Consider the following 16,005-nt stretch of genomic DNA (forward strand, 5'->3'; position numbering starts at 1 on the left):
TTTTAAATTAATCCGTTATATTTTCTTATGAACCACTCGCTAAATAAGCTCAGGGCTATTAGAACAAGTAGATATTTCCAGTCTATCAAAGGTACAACATTTTTAGTGCTTTTTTGAATAGTAGCATATCTGTTGTCAGAAAGTAATTCTGATATTAATTTGTCTGTTTCGTTATAAAAGATGGCTTTACCTTCACTATTTTTAGCTAAGGCGTTAAGCTTAGGTACGTCTGCGTTTAAAAATTGCTGTTCAACATTGTATTCTAAAACTTCAAAATTGCCCGACGCAGCTATGGATTCCGTATTATGCTTTATTGTAAAGTTGTAAATTCCAGCTTCTATACCGCGTAAATCTACACTGTAATTTCCATTATTTAATAAAAGCGGGACTTCTCTAATATTACCTTTGTCTTTGTTTTTGAGAGTTATTGTCAGTGCAGCCGAATTATCAAACTCATAGTTTTTGTTAAAATACTGTGCTGAAATGACAACATCATCATTACCATTGTAAAACGAATTATAATCAATATTTAATCGGCTTCGTTTTTTTGATGAGCTAAGATATTGCACTAATTTCCCAATAAAATTATCGAAATCATTGAAACTTTCAGACTCTAAAAAAGATTGTGCTCGCCATCGCCATATACCTTCACCAGACAATAGAGCATGCTTTGTGTTACCGATTTCAAAAGTTGATAACATTGGTTGATTAGTATTAATACCATTGACAGATTTTGATAAAATAACGTCATTAGGCACAGAAAACGCTATAGTTCCGAATTCTGATTGCAATGGTGGGTAACCTTCAAAACTTAAATTATCTATTATAAATGTGTTGTAATTTCTGTTTAATTCTGGCTGAAAATCTTCAGACTGATTTGTTATTGTTTGCTTAAAAGCTGTTTGTAAATTATTAAGCAAACTAAAGCTTGTTGTATTACCAGTAATAATAAAACTATTTAAATTTTCATCTGAAACCTTACTCAAAACCTCATTAAAGTTATTGTTTGGCTGATAAAGTATAACTAATTGAAAATCATTAATTTTATTAAGATATTCGCTAGGTTTTAAAATTGAAACACTTCGTTGTTCATTACTTTCAATAGATTTTTTTAAAGCACCTAAATCTGGATGCAAAATATCAGATACTAAAGCTATATTTGTTTTTTGATCTATGACTTCTACACCAAAGTTTTTGGAATTGTTTACTATGTTTTTTTCTTCATTAAGAGGTGTTAACTCTACGCTGTATGTTTTTACTCCAACTGAATTTGCAGGTAACGTTGTTGAAATGATTTCTGAAGTTTTTTCCGCATCGAATTGTATGGGTTTTCTGAATATGACTGTATTACCAGACCAAATTTTAAGCTCAGTATTTACAGACTCTAACCCATTGTAATTAGCTATGATTTCTACAGGAAATTTATTTTTTAAAAACACATACCGATTTACATTGAGCTGCTTAATACTTAAATCTGTATATATTGTAGAATCTCCCATAATTACAGGATATACAGGCTGCTTTACTGAATTTGAAATAAAGCTATAATCTGCACCATAGGTTTGATTGCCGTCTGTAATTACAATTATTGGTGCTGTTTGTTTGGCATAAACCTCTCCTATTTGCTTTAATGCTTTAGAAATATTAGATTTTTGGTTGATAAACTGTAAGGAATCTAAAGGTTGCAATGCTTTACTGAAGCTGTATGATTCGACATTAAATCTTTTTTGAATTTCAGGATTAGTTTGAAGTTTTGTTAAAACTTCTTGTAGCTTCTTATCTTGTTCTAAATATGCTATAGATTCTGAGTTATCTGCAGCAATTACAAGTGTTGGCTTTTGATCGTAGTAGGTGTTAGTTTCAAATTTTGGGTTTATAAGTAACAATAGTATACCAAAAATTGACACTGCTCTTAATACTGTTAAAGTGGTTTTAAGTGTTGTACTAAGCTTTGATTTAAATACATATTGAAACAGCGCTAATAAAAGCGCTGTTATAAGTGCAAAGATAATGTATAAGATTATTTCAGTATTCATTAATGAGATTTCTGCCTATGCATAAATTTTTTTAAGTTAACATTCCGCCATCTACATTTAAAGTTTGCCCTGTTACATAAGCACTCATATCACTTGCAAGAAAAACACAAGCATTTGCAATATCTTCAGGAGTTCCTCCTCGTTTTAAAGGAATTGCGGCTCTCCAACCCTTTACAGTATCTTCATCTAATTTTGCTGTCATTTCAGTTTCAATAAAACCTGGTGCTATAACATTACTTCTAATATTTCGCGAACCTAATTCTAATGCTACAGATTTAGAAAATCCAATAATACCAGCTTTAGAAGCAGCGTAGTTTGTTTGACCTGCATTACCTTTTACTCCAACTACTGAACTCATATTAATAATTGAGCCTTTGCGTTGTTTTAGCATAGTGCGCTGTACAGCCTTAGTCATATTGAATACAGACTTTAAATTTACTTCAATAACTTTATCAAAGTCCTCCTCACCCATTCGCATTAATAAATTATCCTTTGTAATACCTGCATTGTTTACCAATATATCTATTGCGCCAAATTCTGCCACAACATCTTCTGCTAATTTTTGCGCTTCCTCAAAACTGGCGGCATTACTTTGGTAGCCTTTGGCTTTTACACCTTTACTATTCAGTTCTTTTTCAAGTTCATTTGCTGCTTCAACAGAAGAACTGTATGTAAACGCCACGTTGGCGCCATGATCTGCAAAAATTTCAGCTATTCCTTTGCCTATTCCTCTACTAGCGCCAGTAATAATTGCTGTTTTACCTTCTAATAACTTCATTTTAATTTTATCTCGATTAGTTAGTTAAATTATAAATTGCTCTATCAAATATAGTGATTACAAGTTGCATGAAATAAAAAAACCTTACAAGATTTTGTAAGGTTTTTAACAGTTTATATAGTTTCTGAATCAAGTTCAGAATAAAAATATTCTTAAATTAATTATCCTAAAACTTCAGCTACTTTCTTACCTATTTCAGCAGGAGAATCTACAACGTGAATACCACATGCTCTCATAATTTTCTTTTTTGCTTGAGCTGTATCATCACTACCACCTACAATAGCACCAGCATGACCCATCGTACGTCCGGCAGGTGCAGTTTCACCAGCTATAAATCCTACAATAGGTTTTTTGCTTCCACTGGTTTTGTACCAATTAGCCGCATCAGCTTCTAATTGCCCACCTATCTCACCAATCATTACAACAGCTTCTGTATCTGGATCGTTAATTAAAAGCTCCACAGCTTCTTTAGTTGTTGTTCCTATAATTGGATCACCACCAATACCGATTGCAGTTGTGATACCTAATCCTTGTTTTACAACTTGGTCTGCAGCTTCATAAGTTAGTGTACCAGATTTTGAAACGATACCAACCTTACCAGATTTAAATACAAATCCTGGCATAATACCAACTTTAGCTTCACCCGGAGTAATAACACCTGGACAGTTAGGACCAACTAATCTACAGTCTTTATCTTTAATATAATCTGCAGCTTTTACCATATCTGCCACAGGAATACCCTCTGTAATCGTAATAATAACTTTAATTCCGGCATCAGCGGCTTCCATAATTGCATCTGCAGCAAACGCTGGTGGAACAAAAATAATCGTAGTATCTGCTCCTGCTTTTTCAACAGCTTCTGCCACTGTATTAAAAACAGGCTTTCCTAAGTGTTCTTGCCCACCTTTTCCCGGAGTAACACCACCAACTACATTTGTGCCATACTCGATCATCTGACCTGCATGAAAGGTACCTTCACTACCCGTAAAACCTTGAACAATGATTTTAGAATCTTTATTTACTAAAACGCTCATTTGATATTGTTGTTTTTAAGTTTTTATAATTTTAAGCTGCACAAAAATAAGTCTTTTAAAACGTATTTGCGAACTGTTTTTATCTTTTCTATTAGCAATTAAAAGTCTTTTAATTTTTTAAGAATATCTGGAATTCTTTTTATCGATGCCATCTCTTTATACTTTGATCTAAAATCATCGGCAGGAATACCAAAATAGCGTTTGTTACCATCCAACGATTTACTCACTCCCGACTTTGCAGAAATTACTGCTTTAGCACCAATGGTTACTCCGCTAGTAATACCTACTTGTCCCCAAATGGTCACTTCATCTTCAATTATAGTGCAGCCAGCTATACCAACATGAGAGGCGATGAGGCATTTTTTGCCAATTACAGTATCATGACCTATTTGAACAAGATTATCGATTTTTGTTCCCTCTTTTATAGTTGTATCACCTGTTACACCTTTATCTATGGTGCATCCAGCACCTATATCTACATTATTCTCTATAACAACTCTTCCACCAGATTTTAGCTGATCGAAGCCTTCAGGTCTATTTTTGTAATAAAATGCACTTGCACCTAAAACAGTATTGGCATGTATTATAACGTTATCACCAATAACTGCATCATCATAAATACTCACGTTAGAATGGATGATGCAATTTTTACCGATAACGACGTTATGACCAATAAAGCAGTGCGGTTGTATAATTGTTCCTTCGCCAATTTTTGCATCTTCAGCAATAGATATATTAGAAGATTTAAAAGGCTTGAAATGAAGTGTTAACTTATTGAAATCTCTAAAAGGATCGTCTGAAATTAGCAGTGCTTTTCCATCAGGACATTCCACCTCTTTATTGATTAATACAATGGTGGCATTAGATTGAAGCGCTTTATCATAGTATTTTGGGTGATCTACAAAAACGATATCACCAGGCTCTACAACATGGATTTCGTTCATTCCTAAAACAGGAAAGTCGTCTTGGCCAACATAATCCGTACCGATAAGGTTGGCTATTTCTTTTAGTGAATATTGTCTAGGAAATTTCATGTGATCAGTTTACAGATAACAGTCGTAGTTTACAGCCTTGTAAACTTAATACTGTGACTGAGGACTATTTACTCTTTTATACGCTCTTTGTAGGTACCTTTTTCAGTTTCAATTTTAATCTTATCGCCTTCATTAATAAATAAAGGTACATTGACTTCTGCGCCTGTTTCTACCGTTGCAGGCTTAGTTGCATTTGTAGCAGTATTTCCTTTTACACCTGGCTCTGTATGCGTAACCTCTAAAATTACTGTAGCTGGCATATCTACCGATAGTGGCATGTTATCTTCAGTGTTAATTTGAATAGTTACAATTTCTCCTTCTTTCATAAGGTCTGGTCTGTCTAAAGCAGATTCTAACAATCTAATTTGTGTATAATCTGCTTCATTCATAAAATGATAGAATTCACCATCATTGTACAAATACTGAAATTTATGTGTTTCAACACGTACATCTTCAATTTTGTGACCAGCAGAAAACGTATTATCAATCACCTTTCCTGTGGTTACACTTTTTAATTTTGTTCTTACAAAAGCAGGACCTTTACCTGGTTTAACGTGTAAGAATTCAACAATTTTGTAGATGTCATTATTATACCTAATACATAATCCGTTACGGATGTCTGATGTGCTTGCCATTATATATTTTTTTCTTTGTTAATTTGATTTAAAGTAGCCTTTCATAATTCCACGATGCGAATTCTTAATAAATTGAAGAATTTCGTCACGCTCTGGTGTGGCTTCCATTTCAGCTTCTATAATTTCTGAAGCCTGCGTGTTGTTATAATTTTTTTGATAAAGAATTCTGTATATATCTTGAATTTCTCTAATTTTTTCTGTTGTAAATCCTCTACGTCGCAATCCTACTGAATTAATGCCCACATAAGATAATGGCTCTCGTGCCGCTTTTACGTATGGTGGTACGTCCTTTCTTACTAAAGATCCACCGGTAACAAAGGCATGGTTTCCTATGGAACAAAATTGGTGAACTGCCGTCATACCTGCTAAAACTACATAATCGCCTACTGTGATATGCCCAGCAAGTGTACTATTGTTTGAAAAAATACAATTATCTCCAACAATACAATCGTGTGCAATATGGCAATAGGCCATAATAAGACAATTATTTCCTATAACCGTTTTCATCTTATCTGTAGTACCACGGTTTATTGTAACGCATTCTCTTATAGTAACATTATCACCGATTTCTACTGTGGTATCTTCGTCATTGTATTTTAAGTCTTGCGGAACTGCAGATATTACGGCTCCAGGAAAGATATTACAGTTTTTACCAATTCTTGCGCCTTCCATTATGGTGACATTGCTTCCTATCCAGGTACCTTCTCCAATTTTTACGTTATTATGAATTGTCGTAAAAGGCTCTATAACTACATTCTTTGCTATTTTAGCTCCAGGATGTACGTATGCTAAAGGTTGATTCATTTTCGGAATTTTATTTTTGATAAATAGGTGAAAATGTGTTCGCCTACCAACATATTATGAACGATTTGAAAATTAATATTCGCTCGGTTCATTACTTAACTTTTGAAATTTGTGCCATTAACTCAGCTTCTGCACAAAGTTTGCCGTTGGTATAGGCATAACCTTGCATGTGACATATACCGCGTCTTATGGGCGTTATAAGCTCACATTTAAATATCAATGTGTCACCAGGCACTACTTTTTGTTTAAACTTTACATTGTCCATTTTCATAAAAAATGTGAGGTAGTTCTCTGGATCTGGGACAGTACTTAGTACTAATATACCACCTGTCTGCGCCATGGCCTCAACAATGAGTACACCTGGCATTACTGGTGCTCCAGGAAAATGACCTCTAAAAAACTCTTCGTTCATAGTGACATTTTTCATGCCAATAACGTAGCTTTCTGTTAACTCATAAACTTTATCTAAGAGCAAAAAAGGCTGTCTATGTGGTAACATACTCATAATTTGGTTTACATCCATTAATGGTGGCGAATTCAAATCTATTTGAGGTACATTATTCCGTCTTTCGTTTTTTATAATTTTAGACATCTTTTTTGCAAACTGAGTGTTTACAAAATGCCCAGGTTTGTTTGCAATAACTTTACCTTTAATTCGTGTACCGATTAGAGCTAAATCACCAACTACATCTAATAGTTTGTGCCTAGCGGCTTCATTAGGGTGGTGTAATGTTAAATTATCTAAGATACCATTAGTTTTTACAGCAATGTTATCTTTATTAAAGGCTTTGCGAAGTTTATTCATAGTTTCTTCGGACAGCTCTTTGTCTACATAAACTATAGCATTATTTAAGTCACCACCTTTTATTAAGCCATGTTCTAACAACATTTCTATTTCGTGTAAAAAGCTGAATGTTCTGGCATCTGAGATTTCGTCTTTAAATTCTGATACAGAATTCATAGTTGCGTTTTGGGTTCCCAAAACTTTTGTGCCAAAGTCTACCATAGTGGTTACTTTATAGGTATCGGCTGGCATTAAAATAATTTCGCTTCCGGTAGACTCATCTGCATAAGAAACTACGTCCTTTACTTCGTATTCCTCTCTGTAAGCGTTTTGTTCTACTATCCCTGCTTTTTCTAGAGCTTCAACAAAAAACTTTGAAGAGCCATCCATTATGGGTGGTTCTGATGCATTTAATTGGATAATTGCATTATCGATGTCTAAACCAACTAACGCTGCTAATACATGTTCGCAGGTTTGTATTGTAACTCCGTTTTTTTCTAAGCATGTACCTCTCTGTGTATTGGTGACGTAATTTGCGTCTGCTTCTATCTTTGGATGCCCTTCAAGATCGATGCGCTCAAATACAAAACCCGAATTTTCTGTACCGGGTTTAAACACTAAAGTTACGTCTGCTCCTGTATGGAGACCTACACCTTCAAGTTTTATGTCCTTTTCAATGGTCTTTTGCTTTATCTCGGTTTTAATTATTGCCATTTACTTTTTTTTCTATTTCATTTATATTCTTTACGATCTTAGGTAAATTTTTAAAGTACACATAAGATTTGTTATAGTCACCGTAAGTTAATGCTGGAGAACCTTGTAAAACTTCGTTATCCTTAACGTGTCTTCCTATGCCTGATTGTGCTTGTATTTTTACGTTATTACCTATGGTAATGTGACCTACAATACCAACTTGTCCACCGATCTGACAATTTTCGCCAATCTTTGTAGAACCTGCAATGCCAGTTTGTGCTGCAATTACGGTGTTTTTACCTATCTCTACGTTGTGGGCAATTTGAATTTGATTATCTAGTTTTACACCTCGTCTTATAATTGTTGAACCAAGTGTTGCCCGATCTATAGTAGTGCCTGCACCAATGTCTACATAATCTTCGATTATAACATTACCTATTTGTGGTACCTTAGAATATTCGCCTTTTTCATTTGGAGCGAAACCAAAACCGTCGGCACCTATTATTGCGCCTGAATTTATGACACAATTATTACCAACAATACAGTCTGAGTAAATTTTTCCGCCTGAAAAAACTATAGTATTATCGCCTATGGTTACATTGTCACCAATGTAAGAATTGGGAAAAATCTTTACATTATTTCCTAATTTTACATTGTCGCCAACATAAGTAAATGCACCAATATAGATGTCATTAGCAATTTTGGCTGAATCTGAGATAAAACTTGGCTGTTCTATACCTAATTTGTTTAGCTTTATTTGATTGTAATACTCTAGTAATTTTGTAAAAGCACCATAGGCATCCTCTACTTTAATTAGTGTGGTGGTTAGGGCTTCTTCGGGCTCAAAATTAGAGTTAACAATTGTAATCGAAGATTTTGTTGTATATATGTAGGGCTTATATTTTGGATTGGCCAAAAACGTTAAAGACCCCTTTGTTCCTTCTTCTATTTTAGCAAGCTTAGAAACCTCTGTATTTGGATCGCCAACGACTGTACCTTCTAATATACCTGCTATTTGTTCTGCTGTAAACTTCAATTAATTGAATTTAAAATGTTTGTTGGTTTCCGCAAAAATAGAAAAAATGTATTACATTTTCTTTTTAGGGTAACACATATAATATTTGGTAACAGGTTTACTAAGCGCTTTTAGATTGAGTTGGTCTGAAGCTTTGACTATATCTTTTATTTTTCCGGATTTTAATTGAATATTAATGTGTTGCTTTTTACTCTGATAGGCTAAATTGGTTATCTCACCACTAAAAACAAAATAGTCTGCTTCTTCTTTTGAGATATCATATTTATCCACTAACGCCTTGTTGTGCGTTAGTAAATCTGCGGTTTTAATAGGTTTGTTTTTTATTTTTATTTTCAACAGATCTCTATCAACAATCATTTGGCATAGGTTACTTAGAACAAAATCCGTATGATTTCTCCATGATTTCATGGCGGCAACAATATCATAGTCATCGAGATTAGAAAATATCTCTAATGTATTACTATTAAAACTGTTTACTTCTGAAATTAAAAAGTAATTTAAGGGCTCACTACATTGTAAGTGTTCTCCTTGCTGAACTAACTCTTTTGCTCTTTTTAAAATCCTTGTGAGCAACTGCTCTGCAACAATACCTGTTTTATGCAAATATACTTGCCAATACATAAATCGTCTTGCTACCAAAAACTTTTCTACACTGTAGATTCCTTTTTCTTCTACAACCAACTCATCATCTACTACATTGAGCATGGTAATTAAACGTTCACTGTTTATATTTCCTTCTGCAACACCTGTATAAAAGCTATCCCGCTTAAGGTAGTCTGCTCTGTCCATGTCTAATTGGCTAGATATAAGCTGGCACATAAACTTTCGAGGATACTCACCTTTAAATATAGAAATGGCTAACGTTAAACTTCCGTTAAACTCTTTATTGAGTTTTTTCATAAATTGAAGTGAAATCTCTTCATGCGAAATGTCATTTACAATACTATGTTCCATAGCATGAGAAAAAGGGCCGTGACCAATGTCGTGCAGTAAAATAGCAATTAAAAGTCCATTTTCTTCTTCTTTAGAGATTGCAACACCTTTAAAACGAAGTACATTGATGGTTTTTTGCATTAAATGCATACTACCTAATGCATGATGAAAACGTGTATGATGTGCGCCTGGATATACCAAATAAGACAATCCCATTTGCGTTATACGACGCAATCTCTGAAAGTATTTATGCTCAATAAGATCAAAAATTAAGGAATTAGGAATCGTAATAAATCCGTAAATTGGATCGTTAAATATTTTAAGTTTATTATTAGACTTCAAACCAAACATTCATTAATTAGAAAACAAATATACATGAACAACATAAATATTCTGTGGGTAGATGACGAAATTGACTTATTAAAGCCTCACATACTTTTTTTAGAACAACGACATTATAGCGTAACAAAATGCAAGAGTGGTACAGAGGCTTTAGATATTATTAATGATACTAATTTTGACATTGTTTTTTTAGATGAAAACATGCCTGGACTTACTGGCCTAGAGACACTTAATGAAATTAAGGAGCGTCGCCCAAACCTTCCTGTTGTAATGATCACTAAGAGTGAGGAAGAATACATTATGGAGGAAGCTATAGGAAGTAAAATTGCCGATTACCTTATAAAGCCAGTGAACCCAAATCAGATTCTGTTGAGCTTAAAAAAGAATTTAGACCATTCGCGTTTAGTATCTGAAAAAACAACATCTAACTACCAACAAGAGTTTAGAAAAATTGCTATGGATTTGTCTATGGTGAATACTTACGAGGAGTGGGCAGAATTATACCAAAAACTAATATATTGGGAGCTTCAGCTAGAAGATATTGAAGACATAGGGATGACCGCTATTTTAGAGTCCCAAAAAACTGAGGCCAACCTTCAATTTGGAAAATTTATCGAAAAGAATTACGAACAATGGTTTCAGCCCAATACAGATGCGCCTGTAATGTCTCACACTTTATTTAAGGAAAAGGTCGTTTCAGAATTAAATAACAAACAACCAACACTAATGATTGTTATTGATAACTTGCGTTACGATCAATGGAAAGCCTTTGAGCCTATAGTCAATAATTATTATAAGAAAACATCAGAGCTATCCTTCTACAGTATCTTACCCACAGCGACACAATATGCCAGAAACGCTATATTTTCTGGACTTATGCCTGCGGACATGGAAAAGTTATATCCAAACTACTGGAAAAATGATACAGACGAGGGTGGCAAAAACCTTCACGAAGATGATTTTTTAAGAGAACAATTAAAACGCTTAGGGCTTAGTCATATTAACTATGAATACCATAAAATCACAAATTTAAAATCTGGTAAAAAACTAGTTGAAAACTTTAGAAATCTTAAAAACAACGATTTAAGCGTTATTGTGTATAATTTTGTAGATATGCTCTCGCATTCTAAAACAGAAATGGAAGTAGTGAAAGAACTGGCTTCTAACAATAAGGCATATCGATCTTTAACTCAAAGCTGGTTTAAGAACTCTCCATTATTAGAAATGATTCAACTATCGCAACAGTTAGGTTTTAAATTAATCCTTACAACAGACCATGGTACTATTAATGTAAAAGCACCTTCTAAAGTCATTGGAGACCGAGACACCAGCCTAAACTTAAGATATAAAACAGGTCGTAGCCTTACATATCAAGATAAAGATGTTTTAGCTGTTAAGGATCCCAAATCAATACATTTGCCATCTTTAACAATGAGTAGTTCATTTATTTTTGCTAAGGGAGATTTGTTTTTAGCGTATCCAAATAACTATAACCATTATGTCAGTTATTACAGAAACACCTATCAGCATGGTGGTGTTTCTTTAGAAGAAATGATTATCCCATTTGTAGTTTTAGACCCTAAATAAATCTTTTAAAAGCATAAAAATCCGACGAAATGCACATTTTTCTAGGTTTTTAAAAAATTTATTACTAACATTGTACTTTAATATGTAAGTTATAGGTGTGCATAATATTGAGTTAACATATCATTTAAAAAACATAGATGCAGTAGCATTAGATGTATTCAAACATTTAAAGTCTAAAATCATTTTATTTAATGGAGAAATGGGAGCTGGCAAAACAACATTTATTAACGCTTTGCTAAAGACAATGGACAGTGGTGACATTGCCACGAGTCCTACATTTTCTATCGTTAACGAATATACATTACCAAATGATAAAATTTTTCACTTTGATTTCTACAGAATAGAAACAATTGAAGAAGCTTACAATTTTGGGGTAGAAGACTATTTATATAGTGAGCACTGGCTATTTATAGAATGGCCAGACCGAATAGAACAACTACTACCAGAAAATGCACAAACTATTACTATTACTAAGATAGATAATAACACAAGATCCCTCAAATTAACTATAAACGAGAAACTTTTAACCGAAAATAACGCTATGACAGACTCGAAATTTTAGACAAATTTCAACTAACATTCTATTCCAAGAGCTATAGAATTACGGAAAAACCGTAATTAAAACCTCATAATTTTTTGGATTTTAACATTAATTGATTTTCAGAGGCTTTAAGAGCACTGTAAATTTGTAAAGAATTAATTAATTAAATCCCTTAAATTATGAAAGCTAAAAAATTAGTACTAGCAATCGCGATCTTCGGAGGAATGTTATTTACTGCACAGGCAACTAACATTATCGACTTAGATGGACAAACGACAACAAAAGTTGACAGAAGAAAACTTAAAGTTCCGACACACGGATAAAAAATCTTACAATAAGAAGATTATTTTAGGGAGTATAGTTGCATCATTTGTAGCTGCTACTCCTTTTTTATTTTATTTATACGAATATGTACCCGATTCAGAAAAATGGGAAACAATTTTTGGAACGTACAGCAGTGTTGAATACGGAAGTGCTAATGTAGCAATGTGGGTGCTTGCAATGAAAGCTGTACCTCTTTTGTTATCACTTGTTTGGTTCTTTACTTGTCGCCATTGGTGGTATCATGCACTTTTAGTGCCTATTGCAATGTTTACCTTTCAATTTGTTAGTGCATTAAATTTTGATTTAAGATATGTAGATGAGTTCGAAATTATTTGGCTTCTACCAATAATGGCAATTGTCTTTCCATCAATTTACTTAATAAGAGCAAAGATGTTTAATAAAATCAATGATGCTGGCAAAACAATGGAAGAGCTAGAAGAAGAGTTTATGATTAAGCCAAAAACATTTTGGGGTAAGATTAAGCAGTATTTTTAAAAATTTTATTTTCATTTCAGTTTTATTCGTAACTTAAAAGTTAGTTTATTTAATTTTATGTTGCGAGATTGTGTTTTACTATCTTGCGGCCACTAGTCAATTTCTAACTTTAATGAGTAAATCTTTATCACCGTTTACAAAGGCCCAATTACTACCTCAAGAAGAAACCTTAGAAGTTTTTAAGAAAAAAGGGGAACTTTTTATTGGGATACCCAAAGAAACCCATTTTCAAGAAAGTCGTGTTTGTCTTACACCAGATGCAGTTTCTGCATTAACAGCAAATGGCCATCGCGTTTTATTTGAGTCTGGTGCTGGGGAAGGAGCCAATTTTAAAGACAAAGATTACAGTGAAGCTGGTGCAGAAGTTACCAAAGATACAGCAAAGGTCTACTCCTGCCCTATGGTTTTAAAAGTTGAGCCACCCTCATTAGATGAAATAGCACTCATTAACCCACAAACTATACTTATTTCGGCACTACAAATAAAAACGCAAAGCAAATCATATTTTGAGGCCTTGGCAAAAAAACGGATTACAGCACTAGCTTTTGAATATATTAAAGACGATGATGGAGCCTATCCAGCCGTGCGCTCTCTCAGCGAAATTGCTGGTACTGCTTCTATACTTATTGCATCAGAGCTGTTATCTAACGTAAATGGTGGTAACGGCCTAATGATGGGTAACATTAATGGTGTGCCACCAACAGAAGTGCTTATACTAGGTGCTGGTACGGTTGGAGAATTTGCAGCGCGTTCTGCAATGGGCCTTGGTGCCAACATAAAGATTTTTGATAGCTCCATAACTAAACTCCGTTGTATTCAAAATAATTTAGGTAGGTCTGTCTATACGTCTACCATGCAACCAAAAAATTTATTAAAAGCACTAAAGCGTTGCGATGTTGCTATTGGTGCTGTTAGAGGCACCAATCGTTCGCCTGTTGTGGTTACAGAGACTATGGTAGAACACATGAAACCCGGTTCTGTTATCATAGATGTTAGTATAGATATGGGAGGTTGTTTTGAAACCAGTGAAGTTACCACTCACGATCACCCTACATTTGATCACAATGGCGTAATACATTATTGTGTACCTAATATACCTGCTAGATATTCTAGAACTGCTTCGGTATCCATTAGCAATATTTTTACCCCTTATCTTCTTGAAATAGGTGAGCATGGTGGATTAGAAAATGCTTTACGTTTTGATAGAGGATTAAAAAATGGATTGTACTTTTACCATGGTATTTTAACTAACAAATCTGTGGCAGAATGGTTTGGTTTGGATTATAACGATGCTAACCTATTAATCTTCTAAAATTTACTATACGCATGAAGTTTACACAGCGCTTGGCCTACTATCTTGGTGGTTTTTCTATTGGCCTAATAATATTAATGTTTTTTTTAAATGGCAAAGAGGCTTCATGCGATTATGGCCCAAATGCCAGAACAGTAAAAAATATAAGCTCAAAACCCATTACCTATTCTAACGAAGTTTTGGGTTTTACAAACTATCACACCATAGATTCAACAACAGTTATTAATCTTATAAAATATGGTAATGTAGATTTTTCTAAAAGCAGTACCGATTTAGATTCTTGTAAAATATACCATATTAATAACATTTATAAAGACAAAGAGATTCAATTAAGCATAGAAAATTGCGATTCCATTGCTAAAATATTAGTTATGAGTTATGTTAACGAATAAAAATATAGTTTCGTAGTATAAATATTTATTCTAACAATTAAATTTTAATATTTGAATCCTAAACTTAAATCTACCAAAAAATGAAAATTCTTGTAACTGGAGCTGCAGGATTCATTGGCTTTTTTACATCAAAAGTACTACTAGAAAAAGGTTATGAAGTTGTAGGTCTAGATAATATCAATGATTATTATGATGTTAATCTTAAATTTTCGAGATTAGGAGAATTAGGAATTAACAAAAGTGACGCTGAAAATTTCAATAATCTGTGTAAAAGTACAAATGATAAATTTTCATTTGTAAGAATGAATCTTGAAGACCGAGAAGCATTACCAAAACTTTTTAAACAAGAAAAATTTGATGTGGTGTGTAACCTAGCTGCACAAGCTGGTGTTAGATATAGCCTTGAAAATCCTGAAACCTACATAGACTCTAACCTAGTTGGCTTTTTAAACATACTTGAGTGTTGTAGGCACAACGATATAAAACACTTAGTATATGCTAGTAGTTCTAGTGTTTATGGGTTAAACGAAAAAATACCATTTTCAACAGAAGATAATGTAGATCACCCTATTAGCTTATATGCTGCTACTAAAAAGAGTAATGAGCTAATGGCACATACATACAGTCATTTATTCAAAATCCCAACTACAGGACTACGCTTTTTTACCGTATATGGCCCTTGGGGAAGACCAGATATGGCTATGTTTTTATTTACCGACGCTATTGTAAATGATAGACCTATAAAAGTGTTTAACCACGGAAAGATGGAGCGCGATTTTACGTATATAGATGATATTGTAGAAGGCGTTGTGCGTATTTGCGAAAAACCAACAAAGGAGCGTTTAGACACAAAAACACTATATAAAGTTTACAACATAGGAAATAATAACTCAGTAAAACTCTTAGACTTTATAAAAGAAATTGAATTTAATCTAGGTAAAGAAGCCGATAAAAACATGATGCCAATACAACCAGGTGATGTAGAAAAAACGTGGGCAGATGTAGGGCAACTTATTAAAGACTATGATTACAGACCTAATACCTCTATAAAAGAAGGAGTTAAATCATTTGTTAATTGGTATAAATCATATTACAACAAGTGATTGGTGGGTGTGTTAAAACGATATAATGTGTACTTCTTATATATTTATTGAAGTTTATCGTAAAAACCAGTCGTTGATATATTAATTTGCAGATAATTAAATAAATCATACACTTTTGTTACGCTAAAGAAATTAACCCAAG

At 33.5% G+C, this 16,005-nt stretch carries 15 protein-coding genes; 6 read left to right on the forward strand and 9 right to left on the reverse strand.

The genetic code is table 11. The features are described 5' to 3' along the window. Window positions 1-2 precede the first annotated feature (2 nt). From BWZ20_RS01900 to BWZ20_RS01940, 9 genes are all read right to left on the reverse strand, one after another. A complete protein-coding gene (locus tag BWZ20_RS01900) occupies window positions 3-2,036 on the reverse strand; it encodes a hypothetical protein (protein WP_076615491.1) in 2,034 nt (677 codons plus the stop codon). A 31-nt stretch (window positions 2,037-2,067) separates the two neighbouring features. After that, window positions 2,068-2,814 (reverse strand): 3-oxoacyl-[acyl-carrier-protein] reductase, encoded by a 747-nt coding sequence (gene fabG, locus BWZ20_RS01905; RefSeq protein ID WP_076615494.1) that lies wholly within the window; start codon window positions 2,812-2,814, stop codon window positions 2,068-2,070. Between the two features lie 161 nt (window positions 2,815-2,975). After that, entirely contained in the window at window positions 2,976-3,848 is an 873-nt protein-coding gene (sucD, locus tag BWZ20_RS01910) for a succinate--CoA ligase subunit alpha (protein WP_076615497.1), read from the reverse strand. Between the two features lie 98 nt (window positions 3,849-3,946). Continuing rightward, window positions 3,947-4,882, reverse strand: a complete 936-nt coding sequence (locus BWZ20_RS01915; RefSeq protein WP_076615499.1) for a UDP-3-O-(3-hydroxymyristoyl)glucosamine N-acyltransferase — start codon at window positions 4,880-4,882, stop codon at window positions 3,947-3,949. A 68-nt stretch (window positions 4,883-4,950) separates the two neighbouring features. Further along, on the reverse strand, window positions 4,951-5,517 hold the full coding sequence (gene efp, locus BWZ20_RS01920; RefSeq protein WP_076615502.1) for an elongation factor P: 567 nt from the start codon (window positions 5,515-5,517) through the stop codon (window positions 4,951-4,953). 18 nt (window positions 5,518-5,535) lie between these two features. After that, window positions 5,536-6,321 carry an acyl-ACP--UDP-N-acetylglucosamine O-acyltransferase gene (gene lpxA / locus BWZ20_RS01925; protein ID WP_076615504.1) on the reverse strand — a complete coding sequence of 262 codons (786 nt, stop codon included), beginning with the start codon at window positions 6,319-6,321 and terminating at the stop codon, window positions 5,536-5,538. Window positions 6,322-6,412: 91 nt separating this feature from the next. Further along, window positions 6,413-7,819 carry a bifunctional UDP-3-O-[3-hydroxymyristoyl] N-acetylglucosamine deacetylase/3-hydroxyacyl-ACP dehydratase gene (locus tag BWZ20_RS01930; protein WP_076615507.1) on the reverse strand — a complete coding sequence of 469 codons (1,407 nt, stop codon included), beginning with the start codon at window positions 7,817-7,819 and terminating at the stop codon, window positions 6,413-6,415. Then, complete coding sequence (gene lpxD, locus BWZ20_RS01935) at window positions 7,806-8,834, reverse strand: UDP-3-O-(3-hydroxymyristoyl)glucosamine N-acyltransferase (RefSeq protein WP_076615511.1); 1,029 nt, start codon at window positions 8,832-8,834, stop codon at window positions 7,806-7,808. The genes BWZ20_RS01930 and lpxD overlap by 14 nt, the downstream gene beginning before the upstream one ends. Window positions 8,835-8,885: 51 nt before the next feature. Continuing rightward, a complete protein-coding gene (locus BWZ20_RS01940) occupies window positions 8,886-10,109 on the reverse strand; it encodes an HD domain-containing protein (RefSeq protein ID WP_157358297.1) in 1,224 nt (407 codons plus the stop codon). Window positions 10,110-10,142: 33 nt separating this feature from the next. On the opposite strand from BWZ20_RS01940, the gene BWZ20_RS01945 reads away from it, so the two are divergent. From BWZ20_RS01945 to BWZ20_RS01970, 6 genes are all read left to right on the forward strand, one after another. Then, window positions 10,143-11,696 (forward strand): PglZ domain-containing protein, encoded by a 1,554-nt coding sequence (locus tag BWZ20_RS01945; RefSeq protein WP_076615517.1) that lies wholly within the window; start codon window positions 10,143-10,145, stop codon window positions 11,694-11,696. A 97-nt stretch (window positions 11,697-11,793) separates the two neighbouring features. Then, on the forward strand, window positions 11,794-12,258 hold the full coding sequence (gene tsaE / locus BWZ20_RS01950) for a tRNA (adenosine(37)-N6)-threonylcarbamoyltransferase complex ATPase subunit type 1 TsaE (RefSeq protein WP_317041688.1): 465 nt from the start codon (window positions 11,794-11,796) through the stop codon (window positions 12,256-12,258). Between the two features lie 243 nt (window positions 12,259-12,501). Next, window positions 12,502-13,056: a hypothetical protein gene (locus tag BWZ20_RS01955; RefSeq protein WP_076615519.1), complete on the forward strand. Its 555-nt coding sequence runs from the start codon at window positions 12,502-12,504 to the stop codon at window positions 13,054-13,056. A gap of 112 nt (window positions 13,057-13,168) precedes the next feature. Beyond that, window positions 13,169-14,368, forward strand: coding sequence for an alanine dehydrogenase (locus tag BWZ20_RS01960; protein WP_076615522.1), 1,200 nt, complete (start codon window positions 13,169-13,171; stop codon window positions 14,366-14,368). A gap of 14 nt (window positions 14,369-14,382) precedes the next feature. Then, window positions 14,383-14,760: a hypothetical protein gene (locus BWZ20_RS01965; RefSeq protein WP_076615523.1), complete on the forward strand. Its 378-nt coding sequence runs from the start codon at window positions 14,383-14,385 to the stop codon at window positions 14,758-14,760. Window positions 14,761-14,840: 80 nt separating this feature from the next. Continuing rightward, window positions 14,841-15,863 (forward strand): NAD-dependent epimerase, encoded by a 1,023-nt coding sequence (locus tag BWZ20_RS01970; RefSeq protein WP_076615526.1) that lies wholly within the window; start codon window positions 14,841-14,843, stop codon window positions 15,861-15,863. The last annotated feature ends 142 nt before the right edge of the window (window positions 15,864-16,005 follow it).

It is taken from the genome of Winogradskyella sp. J14-2 (assembly GCF_001971725.1).
Lineage (GTDB): Bacteria > Bacteroidota > Bacteroidia > Flavobacteriales > Flavobacteriaceae > Winogradskyella.

Excerpts from the sequence above, each read along its gene's own strand:
- BWZ20_RS01900 (WP_076615491.1), bottom strand. The coding sequence starts at position 2,036 with ATGAATACTGAAATAATCTTATACATTATCTTTGCACTTATAACAGCG.
- fabG (WP_076615494.1), bottom strand. The coding sequence starts at position 2,814 with ATGAAGTTATTAGAAGGTAAAACAGCAATTATTACTGGCGCTAGTAGA.
- sucD (WP_076615497.1), bottom strand. The coding sequence starts at position 3,848 with ATGAGCGTTTTAGTAAATAAAGATTCTAAAATCATTGTTCAAGGTTTT.
- BWZ20_RS01915 (WP_076615499.1), bottom strand. The coding sequence starts at position 4,882 with ATGAAATTTCCTAGACAATATTCACTAAAAGAAATAGCCAACCTTATC.
- efp (WP_076615502.1), bottom strand. The coding sequence starts at position 5,517 with ATGGCAAGCACATCAGACATCCGTAACGGATTATGTATTAGGTATAAT.
- lpxA (WP_076615504.1), bottom strand. The coding sequence starts at position 6,321 with ATGAATCAACCTTTAGCATACGTACATCCTGGAGCTAAAATAGCAAAG.
- BWZ20_RS01930 (WP_076615507.1), bottom strand. The coding sequence starts at position 7,819 with ATGGCAATAATTAAAACCGAGATAAAGCAAAAGACCATTGAAAAGGAC.
- BWZ20_RS01945 (WP_076615517.1), top strand. The coding sequence starts at position 10,143 with ATGAACAACATAAATATTCTGTGGGTAGATGACGAAATTGACTTATTA.
- BWZ20_RS01955 (WP_076615519.1), top strand. The coding sequence starts at position 12,502 with ATGGACAAACGACAACAAAAGTTGACAGAAGAAAACTTAAAGTTCCGA.
- BWZ20_RS01960 (WP_076615522.1), top strand. The coding sequence starts at position 13,169 with ATGAGTAAATCTTTATCACCGTTTACAAAGGCCCAATTACTACCTCAA.
- BWZ20_RS01965 (WP_076615523.1), top strand. The coding sequence starts at position 14,383 with ATGAAGTTTACACAGCGCTTGGCCTACTATCTTGGTGGTTTTTCTATT.
- BWZ20_RS01970 (WP_076615526.1), top strand. The coding sequence starts at position 14,841 with ATGAAAATTCTTGTAACTGGAGCTGCAGGATTCATTGGCTTTTTTACA.